Source organism: Thomasclavelia spiroformis DSM 1552, from assembly GCF_025149465.1.
Taxonomy (GTDB): Bacteria; Bacillota_I; Bacilli_A; order Erysipelotrichales; family Coprobacillaceae; genus Thomasclavelia; species Thomasclavelia spiroformis.
The window spans coordinates 631,865-654,752 of sequence record NZ_CP102275.1 but is presented as its reverse complement, the minus strand read 5'-3'; the positions used below and the strand labels follow the sequence as shown (position 1 = coordinate 654,752).

The following is a 22,888-nucleotide window of genomic DNA, read 5'->3' as shown; positions in this document are numbered from 1 at the left end:
ATCATATTAGAATCGTAGCCTGTTGCCTCTATAGCGACAGTTAAAATAACTTAACATGTCAATTCCTTTCATAGTTTTTACAAAAGATATCGCTGGATTATTTACGAAACAGCAATAAAAAAATCTAGAATTTATAATTTTTTATTTTATATAAAATAAAAGAAATCAGTTACAATAACTAATTTCTTACTATTGATTTTTTTTTATTTCCTCTAGATCATCTAAGTCATAAGGTGTTAATTGATATACATAATAGTTTAACCAATTACTGAATAATAAATATGCATGAGAACGCCACTTCACTAATATTTCTCCATTAATATCATCATTTTCATAATAATTTTTTGGCATAGTTGCATCATTTGAAATCGCAAGATCTCGTCTATATTCTTTATCTAATGTATCAGGATCATATTCAGGATGTCCTGTTACAAAAAAACGAGAACCATCTTTTTCAGCAATAAGATATACTCCTGCTTCATTACTACTTGCTAAAATATCTAAATTATCAATTAATTCTATATCTTCCCTTTTGATTGTTGTATATCTAGAATGTGGTGCATAAAATTGATAATCAAAACCTCGTAAAATTTTACGTTTCATTTTTTCTACATTAGTATGATGGCAATATACCCCAGTTAATTTTTCTTTTAACTCATATTTTTTAATTCCATAAAAATGATAAAGTGCTGCTTGTGATGCCCAACAAATAAAAAATGAACTAAATACATGCCTTTTTGACCATTCTAGGATTTTTTCCATTTCTTGCCAATAATCAACATCTTCAAATTCTAATCTTTCTACTGGCGCACCTGTTATAATCAAACCATCATAACGATTTTCTTTTATTTCATCAAATGTTTTATAAAATGCTAAAAGATGTTCTTGAGATATATTTTTAGATTCATGACTTGCCATATGAATCCAATCAACTTCTATTTGTAGTGGCGTATTTGATAGCATTCTCAATAATTGTGTCTCTGTTACTATTTTTGTAGGCATTATATTTAAAATTAATAATTTTAATGGTCGAATTTGCTGTGTTAAAGCCCTATTTTCATCCATTACAAATATATTTTCATCTTTTAAAATTTTGCTTGCTGGCAAGTCATTTGGTATTTTAATAGGCAATATTTTCACCCCCTCATTAGTCATAAGTTTAACATATTTATGATTAGAATTTAAGTATAAATACTAAAATGAAATTAATTCATTAAATATTTTAATAATGTATTCATCAGACATTCCAGATAAATAATCAATTATACATCTAATAATTGCTTTGTCATCTTTTGTAAAATCATATATTATCTTATTTTGATATATTTCAGGACGTTTCATTCCTATTATTTTACTATATTTTTCTAACCAACATATAAAACTATCAATAATTTGAGGATAATTATTACGATCTTTTGATAATTCATCAATTATACTAGTGTTTTTTTCTTTTGCTAATTTATCATATTTTAATAAGAAATCAAAAATCGAATTTAATATTAATTTGACATAATTAGCATGTATTTTTAATCTGTCGATTAAATAAATATTTTCATAATTGAATTTCATAATTATTTTCATAATTTCATGTGCTTCATCAGATAATGCTATGCCATCGCTTAAATTACTATTTTTACAAACATCTTGAATAAAATAATTTACTATTGTTCCATTATTAATTGCTGTAAATTTATATTCTTTACAAACATTATTTATTAATAATTTTAATTTATCAACTTTTGTCTGTTTTAATACTTTTAATCTTAAAGCATCTTCAATATCTCTTGCAAGATATGCAATCTTATCTGACATTTTAACAACGCATCCTTCCCATGTATAAGGGTTATACAGACCTGCTTTAGTATAATTATTTAAATCAATATATTCTTCACGTTTAATTATATTTTTTTGATTCATTTCACCACAATGTGAAATTATTCCATCACGGATAGCATACGTTAAATTTAAATTATGATGATGATGTGAATTATCTTCTAATGTTTCTATTTCATCAATAAAATGTAAACTATTTTGCTCATGCCAGAACGATTGTAATCCATATTCCTTTGCAATTTCATCAATTATACGCTCTCCACCATGACCAAACGGAGCATGACCTAAATCATGTCCAACTGCAATAGCTTTGGTTAATTCTGTATTAAGACCTAAATAATTTGCAATTGTATAACTTATTGACTCTACTAAATTTACATGTTCACTTCTTGTACATACATGATCATCTTTTACTGCAAAAAAGACTTGTGTTTTATGTTTTAAGCGACGATAAGCTAAGCTAAAAATAATGCGTGTATAATCACGTCCAAATTCACTTCTTAAATCATTACTTCTTTGATATAGTGGTTGTAATCGAGATATTGCTTTTTGAAAATCGGGATTATTTTCATTCATTGCTACATGCTCAAATATTTTTTTTGTCATTCAAGTTCCTCCAATAATTCTTTACATATTTTGCTAAAATGTGTAAAAAAAGAAAGATTTTTAAATCTTTCTGTTAATAATTATTTTGTTAAAAGAGATGCAGCATCTTTATCAATAATAACTGTTACATCATCATGATTTTGTAAAACACTTGCAGGAAGATCAGTTGTAACTGGACCCTCAATCATTCCTTTTACAGCTTCAGCTTTACCTTTACCAAATGCTAAAATCAAGATACTTTTTGCATTCATTATATTTTTAATTCCCATACTAATTGCTTGTTTTGGCACATCATCAATTTTGCCATCAAAAAATAATCGTGCATTATCTTCAATAGTGCTTTGCTTTAGATCAACCTTATGCGTAACTGCATCAAATGATGTTCCTGGTTCATTGAAACCAATATGTCCATTTGAACCAATACCTAATAATTGAATATCAATAGGATTTTCAGCTAACATTTTATTATATTCATCACAGTTTTCTTGAATATCCCCTGCTCCACTTGGTACATGGATATTTTCAGGTTTAATATCAATACTTGAAAATAAATGCTCTTGCATAAAATAATAATAACTTTGTGGATGTGTTTTTTCTAATCCATAATATTCATCTAAGTTGTATGATTTAATATCTTGATAAGAAGTCCCGTTCTCCTTATGATCTTTAACCATTAATTCATACATTTTAATTGGTGTTGAACCTGTAGCTAATCCTAAATTAGCAGTTGGTTTATTTTTCACAACTTCCAGCATAATATCAGCCGCTTTTTGGCTTGCTTCTTCATAATTTTCACAAATAATTACTTTCATATTCTGTCCCTCCTCTTATTATGATACTATTTTTATATCAAAACTTCAAGCTAAAGCTATCTTTTGATAATTTTTGTATAAACAATATATTTTATTTTACTCCTACTATTTATAAGTAGATTAAAAAAAAGACAAACCTGGCTACAATATTTCTTTATTTTTCATATAAAATAAGGTAGAATAAGTGATGTACGGAGGTGTTTTTATAATGATAAACGGAATTGGGGCATCTAGTGGGATTGCTATCGCTAAAGCTTATAAACTAGTTATGCCTGATTTAACTGTGACTAAAGTTACAGTAGAAGATGCAGATGCTGAAATCAAAAAATATGATGATGCTATGACACAAACTGCAAAAGAATTAGAATCTATTAAAGAAGCTGCTGCTAAGAACTTATCAGCAGAAGAAGCAGCAGTATTTGATGCGCATGCATTAGTATTGCAAGATCCTGAATTAAAAAGTCAAGTTGAAGACAAAATAAAAAATGAAAAAATTAATGCTGCTGCAGCATTAGAAGAAGTTGCAAATATGTTCATTGCAATGTTTGAAAGCATGGATGATGCTTATTTCAAAGAAAGAGCTGCTGATATTAAAGACGTTTCTCGTCGTTTATTAGCTAATTTATTAGGTAAATCATTACCTAATCCTGCATTAATTGATGAGGAAGTAGTAATTATTGCTGATGATTTGACTCCTTCAGATACAGCTCAATTAAATAAAAATTTAGTAAGAGGTTTTGCTACTAATATTGGCGGTAGAACATCTCATTCAGCTATTATGGCTCGTTCATTAGAAATTCCTGCTGTTGTTTCTTGTAAAACAATTACTGAAGATGTTAATGAAAATGACATGATTATTTTAGACGGTGAAGCTGGTATTGTTATTGTAAATCCAAACGAAGAAGAAATTAAAGAATATCAAGCTAAACGTGAAGCATTTATTGCTTATAAAGAAGAATTAAAAAAATTAAAAAACGAAAAATCTATTACTTTAGATGATCATCATGTTGAGTTAGTAGCTAATATCGGTTCTCCTAAAGATATTCAAGCTGTCTTAGATAATGGTGGTGAAGGAGTAGGTTTATTTAGAACTGAGTTCTTATATATGGAATCAGCTGAATTACCTACTGAAGAACAACAATTTTCTGTATATAAGGAAGTTTTAGAAGGTATGAGTGGTAAACCAGTTGTTGTTCGTACATTAGATATTGGTGGAGATAAAAAAATTGAAGCTCTTCCATTACCAGAAGAAATGAATCCATTCCTAGGTGTTAGAGCAATTCGTTTATGTTTCCAAAAAGAAGATATTTTTAGAGTTCAATTAAGAGCTTTACTTAGAGCATCTGTCTATGGTGATTTAAGAATTATGTTCCCAATGATTGCTACTTTAGATGAATTTAGAAAAGCAAAAGGAATTTTATTAGAAGAAAAAGAAAAATTAGTAAATGAAGGTATTGCTGTTTCTGATAATTTCCAAGTTGGTATTATGATTGAAATCCCTGCTGCTGCAGTATTAGCTGATCAATTTGCTAAAGAAGTTGACTTCTTCTCAATTGGTACAAATGATTTAGTTCAATATACTTTTGCTGCAGATAGAATGTCATCAGGAGTTTCATACTTATATCAACCTTTCCATCCATCAATTTTACGTTTAATCAAACATGTAATTGAATCATCTCATAAAGAAGGTAAATGGACAGGTATGTGTGGTGAAATGGCTGGTGAAGCAATTGCAGCACCATTACTAATCGGTTTAGGACTAGATGAATTCTCTATGTCAGCTACATCTATTTTAGCTCAAAGAAAATTAATTAGATCAATGAAAAAATCTGAAATGAATGAATTAGCAGCTAAAGCTATTAATTGTTCTACAATGGATGAAGTAGTTGCTTTAGTAAAAAAATATATTGAATTATAATATAAATATATTATAAAAAATGTCATGAGTTTTAACTCATGACATTTTTATTATCATTTTTATCCTAAATATGCTTCACGAACTTTTGGATTATTTGCAACATCTGATGCTTCTCCAGAAATAGTAATTTTTCCTGTTTCTAAAACATATGCACGATTAGCTATAGATAATGCTTTATTAGCATTTTGCTCAACTAAGAAAATAGTTACTCCATCTTTATTTATCTCTTTTATTATTTCAAAAATTTCATTAACTAAAATTGGTGATAAACCCATTGATGGTTCATCTAATAACAATAACTTTGGACGTGACATTAAAGCTCTTCCCATTGCAAGCATTTGTTGTTCCCCACCAGATAATGTTCCAGCTAATTGGTGTTTACGCTCTTTTAAACGAGGAAATTTATTATAAATGTTTTCTAAATCTCTTTCAATTCCGATTTTATCAGTTCTTAAATAAGCACCCATTTCCAAATTATCTTCAACTGATAATTGAGCAAAAATTCTACGCCCCTCTGGAACTTGTGCTAAACCTTCTGCAATTATTTTATGAGCTGGCATCTTATTAATATTTTTATCCATAAAAAATATATCACCAATTGTAGATTTTAATAATCCACTTAAAGCATGCATAATAGATGTTTTGCCTGCTCCATTTGCACCAATTAACGCAACTATTTCGCCTTCATTTACATCAAATGTAACATTCTTAACAGCATTAATAACACCATAATGAACATTCAAATTATTAACTTTTAACATCTTAACCCTCCTAGTCACTATTACCTAAATATGCAGCTATAACATCTGGATTAGACTTTATTTCATCTGGTGTACCAAATGCAATTATTGTCCCGAAATTTAATACTGCTATTTTATCACAAATTCCCATTACTAATTTCATATCATGTTCAATTAACAAAATAGAAACTTGAAATTTTTTACGAACTATTTGTATTGTTTCCATTAGTTCTGCAGTTTCTGTAGGATTCATACCAGCAGCTGGTTCGTCTAATAACAATAATTTTGGTGAAGTAGCAAGAGCTCTAGCAATTTCCAATTTTCGTTGTTTACCATATGGTAAATTAGATGCTTTAACATCTGCATATTTATCTAAATCAAAGACTTCCAGTAATTCCATTGCTTTTTTTGTCATTTGTTCTTCACCTTTAAAATAGTTAGGTAAATGTAAAATACTCGCTAATAAAGAATAATTCTGTGAATAATGTAACCCAACTTTAACATTGTCTAATACTGTCATATCTTTAAACAAACGAATATTTTGGAATGTTCGAGCAATTCCTAATTGTGTTATTTTTGTAGGAGTTAGTTTATTAATTGATTTCCCTGCAAAGACAATACCGCCACTTGTTGGTTTATATACGCCTGTAAGTAAGTTAAAAACAGTAGTTTTACCTGCACCATTTGGACCAATCAATCCAAACAATTGATTTTCATCTATCTCAAAATTAAATTCGTCGACTGCTTTTAATCCACCAAATCTAATTCCTAAACCCTTTGCTTCTAATAAAGCCATTTAAACTACCTCCTTATCTTTTAGAAAAGGGATATAATTTTTAATAGTTTTAAAAATATTTTTTTCTTTTAAGATCATAGCAATAATCAATATTGCTGCATATAATAACATTCTGTATTGTGAAAATGCTCTAAGATATTCTGGTAAAATTGTCATCACAATAGCCGCAATAATTGAACCTTTCCAATTTCCCATACCACCAAGCACAACGATAACCAATATTTCTACTGATTTATTATAATCAAATACTTTTGGTGAAATTACAGTAATATAATGAGCATACAATCCTCCAGCTAACCCTGCAAAAAATGCAGAAATTGCAAAAGCTAATATTTTATAATAAGTAGTAGGTATTCCACTTAGTTCACTCGCAGTTTCATCTTCACGAATAGAAATAATAGCACGTCCATGTCTTGACTTAACAATCGAATATATTACAAAAACTGTAACTGCTGCCGAAAAAAATACAATTGCAAAATTTGTACTACGTGGAATTCCAACTAATCCTTTCGAACCATTAGTAATGCTTAAGTTTACCATAATAACTCTTATAATTTCATTAAACGCCAATGTAATAATACATAAATAATCCCCTTTTAAACGCAATGTTGGGATTCCAATAATAATTCCAATAATAGCCGCTATAATAGCTCCCATTAATAGTGAAGCAATAAATGGCAATTCTAAATGAATACTACATAACGCTGAAACATATGCACCTACAGACATAAATCCAGCATGTCCTAGTGTTAATTGTCCTAAATATCCAGTTGCTAAATTTAATGATGATGCTAAAATAATATTAATTCCTGCAATCATAATAATTCCTAACCAATAATTAGAAATAATACCACTAGATATTAAAAATGTTAAAATAAAATATAGTAAAATTGTACCTATAAATGATATACCAACCTTTTTAAATTGTTTTTTCATATTCAATCACCTATACTTTCTCTCTTACATTGCTTCCAAATAAACCAGCAGGCTTAATAAGCAATATAAATATTAAAATTCCAAAAACAACTGCATCAGAAAAAGCTGAAGAAATATAGGTAATTGTAAATGATTCAGCTATTCCTATAATAAGGCCTCCGATCATCGCACCTTGTATACTTCCAATTCCTCCTAATACTGCTGCAATAAATGCTTTAATTCCTAGCATTGCACCAATATATGGGTTAATTAAAGAAAATTTTGTTCCATAAATTACACCTGCAATAGCTGCTAAAGCAGATCCAATTGCAAAAGTTAAAGCAATAGTTGTATCAATATTTATTCCCATCAATTGTGCTGCTTTTCCATCTTCACTTACAGCACGCATTGCTTTACCTAATTTTGTTTTATTGATAAAGAAAAGTAATAATGCCGTTGATATTGCTGTAATTACTAATGTTGCAATTGTTACATATGACATGGAAATAGCACCTAAATGAATTGTTCCAGATGGAATTATTTTTGGAAATGTTAATGATGCTGAGCCAAAAATAATTAAAAATAAATTTTGTAATAAATAACTTACACCAATGGCAGTAATTAAAACTGCTAAAGACCCGCTACCACGCAATGGTCGATAAGCTACACGTTCTGTTACAATACCTAATAGAGCACATCCAATAATAGATAAGATTACAGCTAAAATCATTGGTAACCCAAATACTGACATACATGCATAAGTTATATACGCACCTACCATAATAATTTCACCATGAGCAAAATTAATCATTTTAGCAATTCCATAAACCATCGTATAACCAACCGCAACTAAGGCATACATACTTCCGGTACTTAGTCCATTTATTATTTGTTCTATAAAATCCATTCTTTCACCTCATTATTCTAAAAAAGCAATGGAATATATTCCAATTGCTTTTTTTACTTAAACTTAATTTGAATTAGTTACATACTCACCATTTTCAAAACCTACAATTACCATTTCTTTAATTGGATTATGTTTTTTATCATATTTAAATGCACCTGCTACACCGTTTTTATAATTAGTATCAGCTAATGCCTCATTAACTTTTGAAGATTCAGTAGTTCCTGCTCTTTCCATAGCATCCATCATTACAAATACAGCATCATAAGCAAATGCAGCAAACATATTTGGTTCAGTTTTATATTTATCAGTATAATTTTTTACAAATCTTTGAACATTTTCATCAGAAGAATTTTTATCAAATCCACTTGTATAATAACTTCCATTAAAGATGTTTCCATCAACACCGCTAACACCTAAAACTCCATCCCATCCATCAGCACCAAGTAATGGAGTATTAATTCCTGCATCACGGAATTGTTGGACAATTGTAACTACTTGTTCATAATAATCAGGTAAGAAAATTGTATCATATTCTTCATTCTTTAATTTAGAAATATATGTTGAATAATCTTTTGTATCCTTAGTATATGTTTCATCAAATACAACTTCTACATTTTGATTTTTTGCTTCTTCTACAAATGCATCACGTAACCCAGTAGAATAATCAGAATCTTTATTTGATAAAATTGCTACTTTTTTATAATTAAAATCTGTATTACACTTTTTAGCTAAAAATGTTCCAGCATATGAATCATTAGTACAAATTCTAAATACATTTTCATATGTTTCACCTTCATCATTAATTGTAATCTGGTCTGCAGAACCAGATGGAGTTAAAATAGGTATTCCATCAGCTTCAGCAGTAGCAACTACAGCTAGTGCTGAACCAGAAGTAACTGATCCAATTATCGCATTTACCCCTTCTTCTGTTACAAGTTTATTATAAGCATTAACACCTTCAGTTGCATCGGCTTTATCGTCTAAATAAACAGCTGTAATATTTGTATCATTCTCATCATTATATTCATTAATCGCAAGCTCAATTGCATTTTTTACTGCAATGCCATATTGAGAAGCATCACCCGATAATGGTCCAATAAAACCTAATTTTGCTTCACTAATATCAGTAGTTGCAGAACCTCCTCCGCCACCACAAGCAACAAGTATACTTGCTACTGACAAAGTAGCTATAACTTTTTTGAATTTTGATAAATTTCTTTTCATATTGACATCCCCTCTAATATTCTTTATAGATTTATTATTATCATACCTATAAATAACTCCCATGTCAATAAAAAGATATTTTTTTACAAATATCATAAATTTCATTTATATTTTATGCGATTTACTAAAAAAATCAATAAAATCAAAAAAATATGTATTCATGTATAAGAAGAAGAAACAAAAAAAGATACCGGAGAAGGTACCGGTATATGATGAAGAATATATGATCCCAAAATAAAAAAAGAACCGGCAGCTTGCTATTGTCGCACCGCAGTACTATCGTCGCCGTTATGATGCTTAACTTCTGTGTTCGGTATGGGTACAGGTGTGTCCATCATGCTATCGCTACCAGATCTTCTCTTTTAAGCAATTCCTTTCGAGAATCACTCAAAACCGGATAATAGCTCCTATTGCTTCTTCTTCTCTCTTTAGGTTAAGTCCTCGACCTATTAGTATCAGTCCGCTGAACATGTCACCATGCTTACACTCCTGACCTATCAACCTTATCGTCTTTAAGGGGTCTTACCTACTTGCGTAATGGGAAGTCTCATCTTGAAGTGGGTTTCACACTTAGATGCCTTCAGCGTTTATCCCTTCCATATTTAGCTACCCAGCTGTGCCACTGGCGTGACAACTGGTGCACCATTGATATGTCCATCCCGGTCCTCTCGTACTGAGGACAGATCTTCTCAAACTTCCTACGCCCACGACAGATAGGGACCGAACTGTCTCACGACGTTCTGAACCCAGCTCGCGTACCGCTTTAATGGGCGAACAGCCCAACCCTTGGAACCGACTTCAGCTCCAGGATGCGATGAGCCGACATCGAGGTGCCAAACCTCCCCGTCGATGTGAACTCTTGGGGGAGATCAGCCTGTTATCCCCAGGGTAGCTTTTATCCGTTGAGCGACGGCCTTTCCATTCAGCACCGCCGGATCACTAAGCCCGACTTTCGTCCCTGCTCGACTTGTTGGTCTCGCAGTCAAACACCCTTTTGCCTTTGCACTCTGCGCTTGATTTCCATCCAAGCTGAGGGTATCTTTGGGCGCCTCCGTTACTCTTTGGGAGGCGACCGCCCCAGTCAAACTGCCCACCTGACACTGTCCCGTTGCCAGCTTATGGCATCCGGTTAGAACTCCAATACAGGAAGAGTAGTATCCCAACAGCGACTCCTCACACACTGGCGTGCATGTCTCTCAGTCTCCTACCTATCCTGTACATCCTGCATCAAAGTCCAATATCAAGCTACAGTAAAGCTCCATGGGGTCTTTCCGTCTAGTCGCGGGTAACCTGCATCTTCACAGGTACTAAGACTTCACCGAGTCTACAGCTGAGACAGCGCCCAAATCGTTACGCCTTTCGTGCGGGTCAGAACTTACCTGACAAGGAATTTCGCTACCTTAGGACCGTTATAGTTACGGCCGCCGTTTACTGGGGCTTCAATTCAGTGCTTCGCTTGCGCTGACACATCCTCTTAACCTTCCAGCACCGGGCAGGCGTCACCCCATATACGTCGTCTTTCGACTTAGCATAGAGCTGTGTTTTTGGTAAACAGTCGCTTGGGCCGTTTCACTGCGGCTCATATCTCTATGAGCACTCCTTCTCCCTAAGTTACGGAGTCATTTTGCAGAGTTCCTTAGCTATAGTTCTCTCGCTCACCTTAGGATTCTCTCCTCACCCATGTGTGTCCATTTTCGGTACGGGTTACTGTATGATTTTCACTAGAAGCTTTTCTTGGAAGCTGGCTTCAATGACTTCTGTACTTGCCTTGGCTTTCCATCCGCTTCACGCCTTCGCTTTCTCGACATCCGGATTTGCCTGGATATCTGCTACCTCGCTTGCACCTGCTCTTCCAGCCGCAGGATCACCTAGCCTTCTCCGTCACTCCTTCATTCATACCGTAAGTACAGGAATCTCTACCTGTTGTCCATCGACTACGCCTCTCGGCCTCGCCTTAGGTCCCGACTTACCCAGAGCGGACGAACCTTCCTCTGGAAACCTTGGGTTTTCGGTGCGTGGGATTCTCACCCACGTTCCGCTACTCACACCGGCATTCTCTCTTCTATATGCTCCACAGCTCCTTCCGGTACTGCTTCTTCGCTCATAGAACGCTCCCCTACCACTTGCTCATCGCAAATCCATAGCTTCGGTAATATACTTAGCCCCGGTAAATTATCGGCGCAGAGTCATTCGACTAGTGAGCTGTTACGCACTCTTTAAAGGATGGCTGCTTCTGAGCCAACCTCCTAGTTGTCTGGACATCTCCACATCCTTTTCCACTTAGTATATATTTTGGGACCTTAGCTGATGGTCTGGGCTGTTTCCCTCTTGACAGTGGACCTTATCACCCGCTGTCTGACTGCCGAGCATGTCTCTGTGACATTCGGAGTTTGATTATATTCAGTACCCCGGGATGGGGCCATCACATATTCAGTGCTCTACCTTCACATGACTCTCTCTCGACGCTAGCCCTAAAGCTATTTCGGGGAGAACCAGCTATCTCCGAGTTCGATTGGAATTTCACCCCTAGCCACAACTCATCCGCCAACGTTTCAACGGGGGTCGGTTCGGTCCTCCATCGGGTTTTACCCCAACTTCAACCTGGTCATGGCTAGATCACTCGGTTTCGGGTCTACGACATGCAACTAGCGCCCTGTTAAGACTCGCTTTCGCTTCGGCTCCGCATATCCTGCTTAACCTCGCTGCATATCGTAACTCGCCGGTTCATTCTACAAAAGGCACGCTATCACCCTTTAACGGGCTCTAACTTCTTGTAAGCATATGGTTTCAGGTTCTTTTTCACTCCCCTCCCGGGGTTCTTTTCACCTTTCCCTCACGGTACTGGTTCACTATCGGTCACAGAGGAGTATTTAGCCTTACCAGATGGTCCTGGTAGATTCCGACAGGATTCCTCGTGTCCCGCCGTACTCAGGTGCTGTCTCAAGCTTCTTCACTATTTCGGCTACGGGGCTTTCACCCTGTCTCGCCGGACTTCCCAGTCCGTTCGCCTATAATGCCTTCTTGCTCTTTCCTGACAGTCCTACAACCCCGATCCTAAAATCGGTTTGGGCTCCTCCCCTTTCGCTCGCCGCTACTTAGGAAATCATTTTTATTTTCTCTTCCTTCAGGTACTTAGATGTTTCAGTTCCCTGAGTCTCGCCTCTCTGCAGCTATCTGTTCACTGCAGGATATCCGGTCTCTATCCCGGATGGGTTCCCCCATTCGGACATCGACGGATCGTTGCATGCTTACTGCTCCCCGTCGCATTTCGCTGTTTGCTGCGTCCTTCTTCGCCTCTCTGTGCCTAGGCATCCGCCATACGCTCTTCCCTACTTTACCTATTCGGTGTCTTGATCACTATTTCCTTCTTACTGACTGTTTCAGTGTTGAATTCTCTTAGTTTTCTTTCGACTTTCTCTAGAAAGACCTCAATAATTTTCTTATCTCGATCTCTTTCTTTCGCAATTTGTCTATTATCCAGTTTTCAATGATCTCTGAGCTTCTCTCTTCTTCGAGTTTCACTCAAAACTAAACAGAATCTTCTCCACACTTCCTCTTCTCCTTAGAAAGGAGGTGATCCATCCCCACGTTCCCGTAGGGATACCTTGTTACGACTTCACCCCAATCATCAATCCCACCTTAGACAGCTCCCTCCTTGCGGTTAGGCCACCGGCTTCGGGTGTTATCAACTCTCATGGTGTGACGGGCGGTGTGTACAAGGCCCGAGAACGTATTCACCGCGACATGCTGATTCGCGATTACTAGCGATTCCAACTTCATGTAGTCGAGTTGCAGACTACAATCCGAACTGAGAATGGTTTTATGGGTTTTGCTTCACCTCGCGGCTTCGCTTCCCTCTGCTCCATCCATTGTAGCACGTGTGTAGCCCAGGTCATAAGGGGCATGATGATTTGACGTCATCCCCGCCTTCCTCCAGCTTGTCACTGGCAGTCTCGCTAGAGTCCCCAACTTAATGATGGTAACTAGCGACAAGGGTTGCGCTCGTTGCGGGACTTAACCCAACATCTCACGACACGAGCTGACGACAACCATGCACCACCTGTCTCGGATATATCTATCCCCTCATCTCTGAGGTCTTTATCCGGATGTCAAGACCTGGTAAGGTTCTTCGCGTTGCTTCGAATTAAACCACATGCTCCACCGCTTGTGCGGGCCCCCGTCAATTCCTTTGAGTTTCATTCTTGCGAACGTACTACTCAGGCGGAGTACTTATTGCGTTAACTGCAGCACTGAAATTTGACTCCCAACACTTAGTACTCATCGTTTACGGCGTGGACTACTAGGGTATCTAATCCTATTTGCTCCCCACGCTTTCGGGAATGAGCGTCAGTTACAGGCCAGACCGTCGCCTTCGCCACTGGTGTTCCTCCATATATCTACGCATTTCACCGCTACACATGGAATTCCACGATCCTCTCCTGCACTCTAGCAGCCCGGTTTCTATGGCTTACTGAAGTTAAGCTTCAGTCTTTCACCACAGACCTCTGCCGCCGCCTGCTCCCTCTTTACGCCCAATAATTCCGGATAACGCTCGCCACCTACGTATTACCGCGGCTGCTGGCACGTAGTTAGCCGTGGCTTTCTCATAAAGTACCGTCACTCGGATATCATTCCCTATATCCGCCGTTCTTCCTTTATAACAGAAGTTTACAGAACGAATTCCTTCTTCCTTCACGCGGCGTTGCTCGGTCAGGGTTCCCCCCATTGCCGAAAATTCCCTACTGCTGCCTCCCGTAGGAGTCTGGGCCGTGTCTCAGTCCCAGTGTGGCCGGTCACCCTCTCAGGTCGGCTACGCATCGTCGCCTTGGTGAGCCGTTACCTCACCAACCAGCTAATGCGCCATAAGTCCATCCTCTACCAGTGCCTTGGCACTTTTAATATGGTCACCATGCAGTGTCCATACCTATGCGGTCTTAGCTGCCGTTTCCAGCAGTTATCCCCCTGTCTAGGGCAGGTTACTTATGTATTACTCACCCGTTCGCCACTCGAGCATTGCTGCTCGCGTTCGACTTGCATGTATTAGGCACGCCGCCAGCGTTCATCCTGAGCCAGGATCAAACTCTCCATTGTCCTTTTATCTCTCTCAGACAATTTCCTGTCTGTTTAGCTCTTCTTTTTTTCTCTTTGACGTGTGTTCTTTAATTCTGTTTAGTTTTCAATGATCTCTCTTATCGGCCTCTCTTTTGCCGACTTTCTTATCTTACACTCTTTTTTGACTTTAGTCAATATCTTTTTCCATCTTTTTCTAAAGCCTCTTTCCTCTTCTCTCGAGTGCTCACTTAATTTACCATATTCCTTTGCCTTTGTAAAGCTTTTTTTGCCTTTTTTTATCTTTTTTTATATTCTCTGTTCTTTACAATATATAAATATAAAAGAACACTAGTTTGTGTTCTCCATTATATTATTAAAAAATCTCTTTACTATCCAATATTATTGTTACTGGCCCATCATTGTTCAATGATACATCCATCATTGCCCCAAATATACCTTTTTCTACTTTAATACCCTTTTTTTCTAGTGTGCTATTAAAATATTCATACAGTGGTTTTGCAATTTCAGGTTTTGCTGCTTCTACAAAACTTGGTCTCCGTCCTTTTTTACAATTTGCATATAACGTAAATTGTGATATTGATAAAATACTTCCACCAATATCTATTAACGATAAATTCATTTTATTTTCTGTATCTTCAAATATTCTTAGATTAACTAATTTCTCTACCATCTTATCAACAATCTTTTCATCATCACCTTCAGTAATCCCAACTAAAACCATGTATCCTTTTCCAATTTCGCCGACAATTTTTCCATCAACTTTCACATTACTTTTACTTACTCTTTGTATTACCAATCTCATTTAATTCACCTATCTTTCAATATTTAAAAATGTTATAATTATTATAACTGATTTTTAAAATGAAAGGAAGATAATATGATATCAACTCTTGCAAGTCGTATGCGACCTAAAAATTTATGTGATGTAATTGGTCAACAACATTTAGTTGGCGAAAATTCTATATTAACAAAAATAGTTGAAAAAAAACATCCTTTTTCAATAATTTTATATGGGAATCCTGGTTGTGGAAAAACAACTATTGCAAATGCTTTAGCTAACGACCTTAATATTCCATGTCGCTTTTTTAATGCTTCAACTGGTAATAAAAAAGAAATGGATATTATTATTGAAGAAGCTAAACTATGTAATGGATTATTTATTATCATTGATGAAATTCACCGATTAAATAAAGCTCGACAAGATGATTTATTATCATATATGGAAAATGGTTTACTTATAGTTGCAGGATGCACTACTTCAAATCCTTTTCATTCAATAAATCCTGCAATTAGATCTCGTTGTCATATTTTAGAAGTAAAATCATTAACTGTAAATGAAATTATAGTTGGTTTAAAAAGGGCAGCAAGTTCACTAAACGGCTTAAATAATCAATATATTGTTGATGATGAAGTATTCGCTAAAATAGCCAAATCATGTAATGGTGACATTCGTTATGGTTATAATTGTCTAGAAATTTGTTCAATTGTTTGTAAAGACAATCATATTACTCTTGACGATTTAAAACGTAGTTCCATTACAACTAACATTACATATGATAAAAATGAAGATAATTATTATGATACTTTAAGTGGCCTACAAAAATCTATTAGAGGTAGTGATCCAAATGGTGCAATGTATTACTTTGCAAAATTAATTAAAGCTAATGATATTGAATCTTTAGAAAGAAGATTAATCACCACAGCATACGAAGATATTGGTTTAGCAAATCCAAATGCATGTATGCGTACTGTAACGGCGTTACAAGCAGCAAAAATAATTGGCTTTCCTGAAGCACGCATTCCTATTGCTAGTGTAATTATTGATTTATGTTTGTCACCAAAATCAAAATCAAGCGAAGCTGCAATTGATGCCGCTATATCTTCACTAAATACCAATTCATCAAAAATTCCTGAATATCTTAGACTTACTCCTGTTGGATTAAAGGATGATGAAAAATATGATTATAATCGACCGGAATTATGGGAATATATACAATATTTACCTAAAGAATTAGAAAGAGAGCAATTTTATATTCCTTGGATGACAAGTAATTATGAAAAAGCACTTGCCCAAAATTATCAGCGAATTTTAAAACACGGTCGTACAAGTAATATCAAAAAATTAAATCAACAAAAATAGCATTTAAATTTATTAAGATTTAAATGCTATTTTTTTATAAAAATTCATCATATTTTAAATATTCAATAACTTCTTCTACTGTATTATTAAAGTTATCTAAATTAACATCAAACCATTTAACAGGCATCTGATTATTAAACCATGTATATTGACGCTTTGCATAATTACGGGAATTCTTTTTTATCAATTCAACTGTTTCTTCAAAATTTTGTACACCTTGATAATATGCAAACCATTCTTTATAACCTATAGCTTTCATACTTTGAAGATTAGCAGAAAGATTCTTTTTCATTAACATATCTATTTCATTTAATAAGCCTTGTTGAATCATTAAATCAACACGCTGATTAATTCGTTTATATAAAACACTTCTTTCTAATGTTAATCCAATAAATTTTGCATCATAAACTAATTCATGATTTTGTTTAGCCAAAGTTTCACTTTTCTTTATCCCAGTACTTTCATAAATAGCAATTGCTCTTAAAACACGTTGACGATTATTGGGATGTAATTGAGAAGCAGATAAATGATCAATTTCCATCAAATAATTATATAATTCATCATTAGTATAATTTTTATATTTATTAATATATTCTTGATGTTCAATTTGACTATCACTAAATTCATAATCATATAGTGCTGCTTTTATATACAATCCTGTTCCTCCTACAATAACTGGAATTTTATTACGACTACTTATTTCCTTTATTTTTAATCTAACTTCATCTTGAAAATCTTTTACACTGTAGCTTTCACTTGGTTCTTTAATATCTATTAAATGATGAACAATTCCTTCCATTTCATCATTTGTTACTTTAGCAGTTCCAATATCCATAGTTTTATAAATTTGCATTGAATCTCCACTAATTACTTCACCATTAAAATATTTTGCTAAAGCAACTCCCATTTTAGTCTTACCAACTCCAGTTGGTCCAACTACAACAATAACTTTTTCCATCATTACACCCGCTTAAATAATTTTTCAATTTCATATGTTGAATAATAAATAATTGTTGGTCTACCATGAGGACATACATATGGATTATCACAACACATTAAATTATCAATTAAATTTTGCATTCCTTCTTGTGATAAATGTGTATTAGCTTTTAAAGAAGCCTTACAACTTAATGTAGCAATAGCATGTTCTTGTAACTTAATTACATCAACTTTATTATCATGCAATAACTGTGTTACCATATCCTCAATAAAAACATGTTCGTCGATATTTTGCATCCACATTGGTAATTGTTTTATAACATAACCATTATCACCAAAAATTTCTAAATTAATTCCTAATTTAGCCAATATTTGTTTTCTTTCTTCAATTATTAAAAACTCACTCATTGGATATTCTAAAGTAATTGGTACTAATAAATCTCTCATCGATAAATCAAGATTAGCATATTTTTCTAAATAATATTCATAATTTATTCTTTCTTGACCTGCATGTTGATCGACTATATACATTCCAGTTTCATCTTCACAAATAATATAACTACCATGAATTTGTCCTTTAACTAATAATTTCTTCTTCATTATTTTAGGTTTAGGTTCAAGCTTACTTTCAATTGTTTGTTTATCTGGAACAATATATTCTTTTTTTGATTCATTTATTGTATTGATTTGATTTTCTAAAATTGTTTCTTGATATATTCTCTTATCTAAGATATTTTCGTTTTCTATTTTTTCATCATTACTCTGTTCATCATATTTAAATTCAAAATCCATTTGTTGTAAATCAGGAACAAATTTAGGTCTACTATTAGTTACTGATGGGGAATATGTAAGATTAACTTTAGATAAAGCATCACTTATTCCTTGATATACTAAATCTTTTAATTTATATTCTTTAGAAAATCTTACTTCTAATTTTGAAGGATGTACATTTACATCAACTAAAAACGGATCTATTTCAATATTGACAATAGCAATAGGAAAACGTTTATCTATAAGGTAACGCCGATATGCATTATTTATACTATCAGTAGTTATTTTATTTTTAACAACTCGAGAATTTACCATCGTTACTATATGATTTTTACTAGCACGATTAATATCAATTTTTGAAATAAAACCAGAAATTATAAATTCATCATCTTCAAAATTAACCGGTATCATATTTTTAGCAACATTCAATCCGTATATATTGGAAATAACTTCTAATAAATTACCATTACCGTTTGTTTTATAAACTATTTTTCCATTATTTATTAATGTAAATGAAATATCAGGATGAGAAAGTGATAGACGTTCTAAATATGTTTGAATATTTGCAAATTCTGCATTAATTGAGCGAATATATTTCAAACGTGCTGGTACGTTTTGAAATAATTTTTTTACTTTTATATCAGTACCTTTTTTACTATCACTTTCATCACAACTAATGAATTTACCATATTGATATATTACTGTTGTTCCTTTTTCACCTGTACTTGTTTTTAATTCAAAATTACTTATTGATGCAATCGATGGTATCGCTTCACCACGAAATCCTAATGTTTGTATACAAAATAAATCTTGATCATCCTTTATTTTGCTTGTAGCATGACGACTAAAGCATAATAAAGCATCTTCTTTTACCATTCCTTCACCATTATCAATTACTTGAATTAAATTTAGTCCACCTTCTTCAATAATGACATCAATTTTATTGCTATTTGCATCAATACTATTTTCAACTAATTCTTTTACTACATTTGCAGGTCTTTCAATTACTTCCCCAGCGGCGATTTTATTAGCAAAGATATCATCAAGTTGTTTTATTTTTTGCAAAGATATCACCTACTTTCATTTAATTTCTTTAATTCTATTAATGTTGATAAAGCATCTAGAGGTGATAAAGTCATTAGATCTATTTTATCAAGATATTTTTCTACTTCACTTCTGGTAACTATTGGTGCTTCTTTTACTTTATCACTACTTAAATGATGTTCAATATTATTCTCTTCTAAACTTTTTAACAAAGTATTAGCACGATTCAATATGGCATCTGGTAATTTTGCTAATTTAGCAACATTAATCCCATATGATTTATTTGAACGCCCTGGTTTAATACGATATAAAAATACTAAGTTATCATTTTCAATCGATGCACTAGCATGAACATTTTTAATTCCTAAATTTTTTTCTTCCAAAAATGTTAACTCATGATAATGGGTTGAAAATAGTGTAATACATTTAATTGAAGTTGCAATATATTCAATCATTGATTGAGCAATCGCCATTCCATCAAACGTTGCTGTTCCTCTACCAATTTCATCAAAAATAATTAAAGAATTTTCTGTTGCATATCTTAGTGCGTTATTTGCTTCCAACATTTCGACCATAAATGTGGATTGTCCTGAAATCAAATCGTCACTTGCACCAATACGAGTAAAAATTTGATCAAAAATTGGAATATTAGCCATACTACATGGAACAAAGCATCCAATTTGTCCCATTAAAGCAATTAATGCAATTTGTCGCATATACGTTGATTTACCACCCATATTAGGTCCCGTAATTAACAATACTGGACTTTCCTTATCAATATCGATATCATTAGATACATATGTTCTTTGTGACATAACTTTTTCAATTATTCCATGACGTCCATCAACTATTTTTAATGTTTTTTCCTGATTAAAAACGGGGCGAACATAACTATTTTCACTTGATAATACTGCCATTGATTGATAAACATCTACCATTGCAACTATTTTAGCAACATCCTGAAGTACATGAACATCATTTTTTATATAATCACGAATTTGCGTAAATAATACATACTCTAATTTAATCATTTTATCTTGTGCACTTAATAATTTTGATTCCATTTCCTTTAATTCAGGTGTAACAAATCGTTCAGCATTTGCTAAACTTTGCTTGCGCGTATAATTAAATTCATCTTTAACTAATGATAAATTAGCTTTAGTTACTTCTATATAATAACCAAAAACACGATTATAACCAATCTTTAATCCTTTAATTCCTGTCTTTTCGCGTTCCTTTTGTTCAAAGTTTGCTAACCATTGCTTTCCATGATCACGAATATATCTTAGTTCATCTAACTCTTCGTTAAAGCCATCTTTAATAATCCCACCATCTTTTACTGTTAGTGGGGGATTATCAATAATCGCTTTATCTACTAGTTCACATATATGATTTAAATCTACAAGTCTGTTAGCCAACTCATCTAATAATGGCTCATTTATTGATAACAGTTGTCCTTTTAATTCCGGTATAACTTTTAGCGAATTACTAATCCATTTTAAATCTCGAGCATTAATATTTCCAAAAGCAATTCTTGATGATAGTCTTTCTAAATCATAGATATCTTTTAAAATTTCTTTAATACTTTCTCTTTGAATAAAGTTATTAGTAAAAATTTCAACAATATCTAAGCGTTTTTCTATTTTATCTTGACTAATTAGTGGTCTTTCAATCCACTGTTTTAATAATCGAGATCCCATCGCAGTTTTTGTTTGATCTAATAACCAATATAAACTACCATATTTTTCATTAGATTTACTATTTGCTGTTAATTCTAAAGCTTTTCTAGTATATATATCCATAGTTAAATATTCATTATTATCAATTTCTTCTATTTTTTGAAGATGCTCTAATTCTCTTTTTTGAGTATCTAATAGATAATTTAATAATAATGATGATGTTTTTCTTTGCTTTAAATCACTTATATTACTAAAAATTTTATCATATTTATCATTATATTTATCATTAGGAAATGGTGAAGATAAAATATCTTTAAATTCAAATGACTGTTCTGGTAAACAAACAATTTCTTTAACTGCCATCATTTGTAATTGATTTAATAATAATTTTTCTTTTTTATCAATGTTGACAACACTAAATTCACCAGTAGAAATATCACAAAAAGCAAGTGTATAATTAAAGTCAAATTCTTCAATTGCTGCAATATAATTATTTCTATTATTAGTTAGAGATTCATCAAAAATTGTACCAGGTGTAATAATTTGAACTACACCACGTTCAACAATACCTTTCTTTCCTGGCTCACTTAATTGTTCAACAATAGCAACTTTATGCCCATTATCTACCAATCTTTGAATATAAGTTGCTGCTGAATGAAAAGGTACACCGCACATTGGAACTCTTTGGGCAACTCCAGCATTTTTTCCAGTTAAAGCTATTTCTAATTCTTTAGAAACTAAAATTGCATCATCAAAAAACATTTCATAAAAATCACCTAATCTAAACATTACTATTGAATCTTGATTTTCTTCCTTTATAGATAAATACTGCATCATCATTGGACTATATTTAGGTTTCATACATTTACCCCACTTCTAAAAATTACTTCACCATTATAACACAACTAAAAAAAGAAAAAAGGCTTACGCCTTATTTAATAAATTTTTCATCAACAGTAATATTATCTAATTCATCCCATGATTCATTTTCTACTTTTGTTTCAACTCTCATTGTTGTTTTACCTATTACACTCAAAGAAATTTCTTTTTCTATTTCAATTATAATATCATCTTTTGATTTATTTACCCCAATACATTTAGGTTCTCGATTACATGTAACCACTAGTTCGTCATTTTCATTAAAATCACGACTATCTTTTCTAACCAAGTCCAAATCATTTACATAACTAACAGTTTGTTTTAAAACACTACTATCATCATTATTGCTATACCAAATATGAACATCAAAAGTCCCTAATACTACAGGTTGCCCATTTTTAAAAGTTGCACTATAACGATGATTTGTAATCCAACATCCTAATATTTTATCATAATTTTCTATTACAAAAGGATATTTATTTAGGGTTCTTTTTTTCCCTTTAGCAATAACTGCCTGAGTAATGATTTCACGAATATTATTTGCCATGTTCTCACCTATTTTAATATATGCAAATTTCTTTAAAGAATATACCATAAAAGACACTTTTTGTA

The 22,888-nt window shown here is 33.0% G+C and carries 15 protein-coding genes and 3 rRNA genes; 2 read left to right on the top strand and 16 right to left on the bottom strand.

What is annotated here, in order from left to right; all coding sequences use genetic code 11:
* Positions 1-189: 189 nt before the first annotated feature.
* The 3 genes from metA to nagB all read right to left on the bottom strand — a co-directional run bounded on the left by metA (position 190) and on the right by nagB (position 3,251).
* Complete coding sequence (gene metA / locus NQ543_RS02860) at positions 190-1,131, bottom strand: homoserine O-acetyltransferase MetA (RefSeq protein ID WP_039904454.1); 942 nt, start codon at positions 1,129-1,131, stop codon at positions 190-192.
* Positions 1,132-1,194: 63 nt separating this feature from the next.
* On the bottom strand, positions 1,195-2,439 hold the full coding sequence (locus NQ543_RS02855) for a deoxyguanosinetriphosphate triphosphohydrolase family protein (protein ID WP_004610190.1): 1,245 nt from the start codon (positions 2,437-2,439) through the stop codon (positions 1,195-1,197).
* 80 nt (positions 2,440-2,519) lie between these two features.
* The gene (gene nagB / locus NQ543_RS02850) at positions 2,520-3,251 is read right to left on the bottom strand and encodes a glucosamine-6-phosphate deaminase (protein WP_004610189.1); all 732 of its coding nucleotides are present in this window, start codon (positions 3,249-3,251) and stop codon (positions 2,520-2,522) included.
* 208 nt (positions 3,252-3,459) lie between these two features.
* Here nagB and ptsP point away from each other — a divergent pair, with 208 nt between their 5' ends.
* Positions 3,460-5,169 carry a phosphoenolpyruvate--protein phosphotransferase gene (gene ptsP, locus NQ543_RS02845; protein ID WP_039904452.1) on the top strand — a complete coding sequence of 570 codons (1,710 nt, stop codon included), beginning with the start codon at positions 3,460-3,462 and terminating at the stop codon, positions 5,167-5,169.
* 59 nt (positions 5,170-5,228) lie between these two features.
* Here the strand turns inward: ptsP and NQ543_RS02840 are convergent, their stop codons facing one another.
* The 9 genes from NQ543_RS02840 to dtd all read right to left on the bottom strand — a co-directional run bounded on the left by NQ543_RS02840 (position 5,229) and on the right by dtd (position 15,626).
* Positions 5,229-5,930 carry an ABC transporter ATP-binding protein gene (locus NQ543_RS02840; protein WP_004610187.1) on the bottom strand — a complete coding sequence of 234 codons (702 nt, stop codon included), beginning with the start codon at positions 5,928-5,930 and terminating at the stop codon, positions 5,229-5,231.
* A gap of 10 nt (positions 5,931-5,940) precedes the next feature.
* Complete coding sequence (locus NQ543_RS02835; protein WP_004610186.1) at positions 5,941-6,705, bottom strand: ABC transporter ATP-binding protein; 765 nt, start codon at positions 6,703-6,705, stop codon at positions 5,941-5,943.
* Entirely contained in the window at positions 6,706-7,641 is a 936-nt protein-coding gene (locus tag NQ543_RS02830) for a branched-chain amino acid ABC transporter permease (protein ID WP_004610185.1), read from the bottom strand.
* 10 nt (positions 7,642-7,651) lie between these two features.
* A complete protein-coding gene (locus NQ543_RS02825; RefSeq protein WP_004610184.1) occupies positions 7,652-8,527 on the bottom strand; it encodes a branched-chain amino acid ABC transporter permease in 876 nt (291 codons plus the stop codon).
* Between the two features lie 63 nt (positions 8,528-8,590).
* A complete protein-coding gene (locus NQ543_RS02820) occupies positions 8,591-9,751 on the bottom strand; it encodes an ABC transporter substrate-binding protein (RefSeq protein ID WP_039904449.1) in 1,161 nt (386 codons plus the stop codon).
* A 244-nt stretch (positions 9,752-9,995) separates the two neighbouring features.
* A 5S ribosomal RNA gene (gene rrf, locus NQ543_RS02815) occupies positions 9,996-10,104 on the bottom strand.
* A 76-nt stretch (positions 10,105-10,180) separates the two neighbouring features.
* Positions 10,181-13,090 (bottom strand): 23S ribosomal RNA (locus NQ543_RS02810).
* Positions 13,091-13,317: 227 nt separating this feature from the next.
* A 16S ribosomal RNA gene (locus NQ543_RS02805) occupies positions 13,318-14,842 on the bottom strand.
* The 16S, 23S and 5S rRNA genes sit together here, the layout of an rRNA operon.
* A 334-nt stretch (positions 14,843-15,176) precedes the next feature.
* Entirely contained in the window at positions 15,177-15,626 is a 450-nt protein-coding gene (gene dtd, locus NQ543_RS02800; RefSeq protein ID WP_004609931.1) for a D-aminoacyl-tRNA deacylase, read from the bottom strand.
* Between the two features lie 75 nt (positions 15,627-15,701).
* Between dtd and NQ543_RS02795 the strand changes: the two genes are divergently transcribed.
* Entirely contained in the window at positions 15,702-16,964 is a 1,263-nt protein-coding gene (locus NQ543_RS02795; RefSeq protein ID WP_004609930.1) for a replication-associated recombination protein A, read from the top strand.
* Positions 16,965-16,998: 34 nt separating this feature from the next.
* Here NQ543_RS02795 and miaA read toward each other — a convergent pair whose 3' ends face one another.
* The 4 genes from miaA to cotE form a co-directional block, all read right to left on the bottom strand.
* The gene (gene miaA / locus NQ543_RS02790) at positions 16,999-17,922 is read right to left on the bottom strand and encodes a tRNA (adenosine(37)-N6)-dimethylallyltransferase MiaA (protein WP_039904235.1); all 924 of its coding nucleotides are present in this window, start codon (positions 17,920-17,922) and stop codon (positions 16,999-17,001) included.
* Positions 17,923-17,924: 2 nt separating this feature from the next.
* The gene (gene mutL, locus NQ543_RS02785) at positions 17,925-19,739 is read right to left on the bottom strand and encodes a DNA mismatch repair endonuclease MutL (RefSeq protein ID WP_039904233.1); all 1,815 of its coding nucleotides are present in this window, start codon (positions 19,737-19,739) and stop codon (positions 17,925-17,927) included.
* Between the two features lie 5 nt (positions 19,740-19,744).
* A complete protein-coding gene (gene mutS, locus NQ543_RS02780; RefSeq protein WP_004609927.1) occupies positions 19,745-22,258 on the bottom strand; it encodes a DNA mismatch repair protein MutS in 2,514 nt (837 codons plus the stop codon).
* A gap of 70 nt (positions 22,259-22,328) precedes the next feature.
* Positions 22,329-22,823, bottom strand: a complete 495-nt coding sequence (cotE, locus tag NQ543_RS02775) for an outer spore coat protein CotE (protein WP_039904230.1) — start codon at positions 22,821-22,823, stop codon at positions 22,329-22,331.
* Positions 22,824-22,888: the final 65 nt, after the last annotated feature.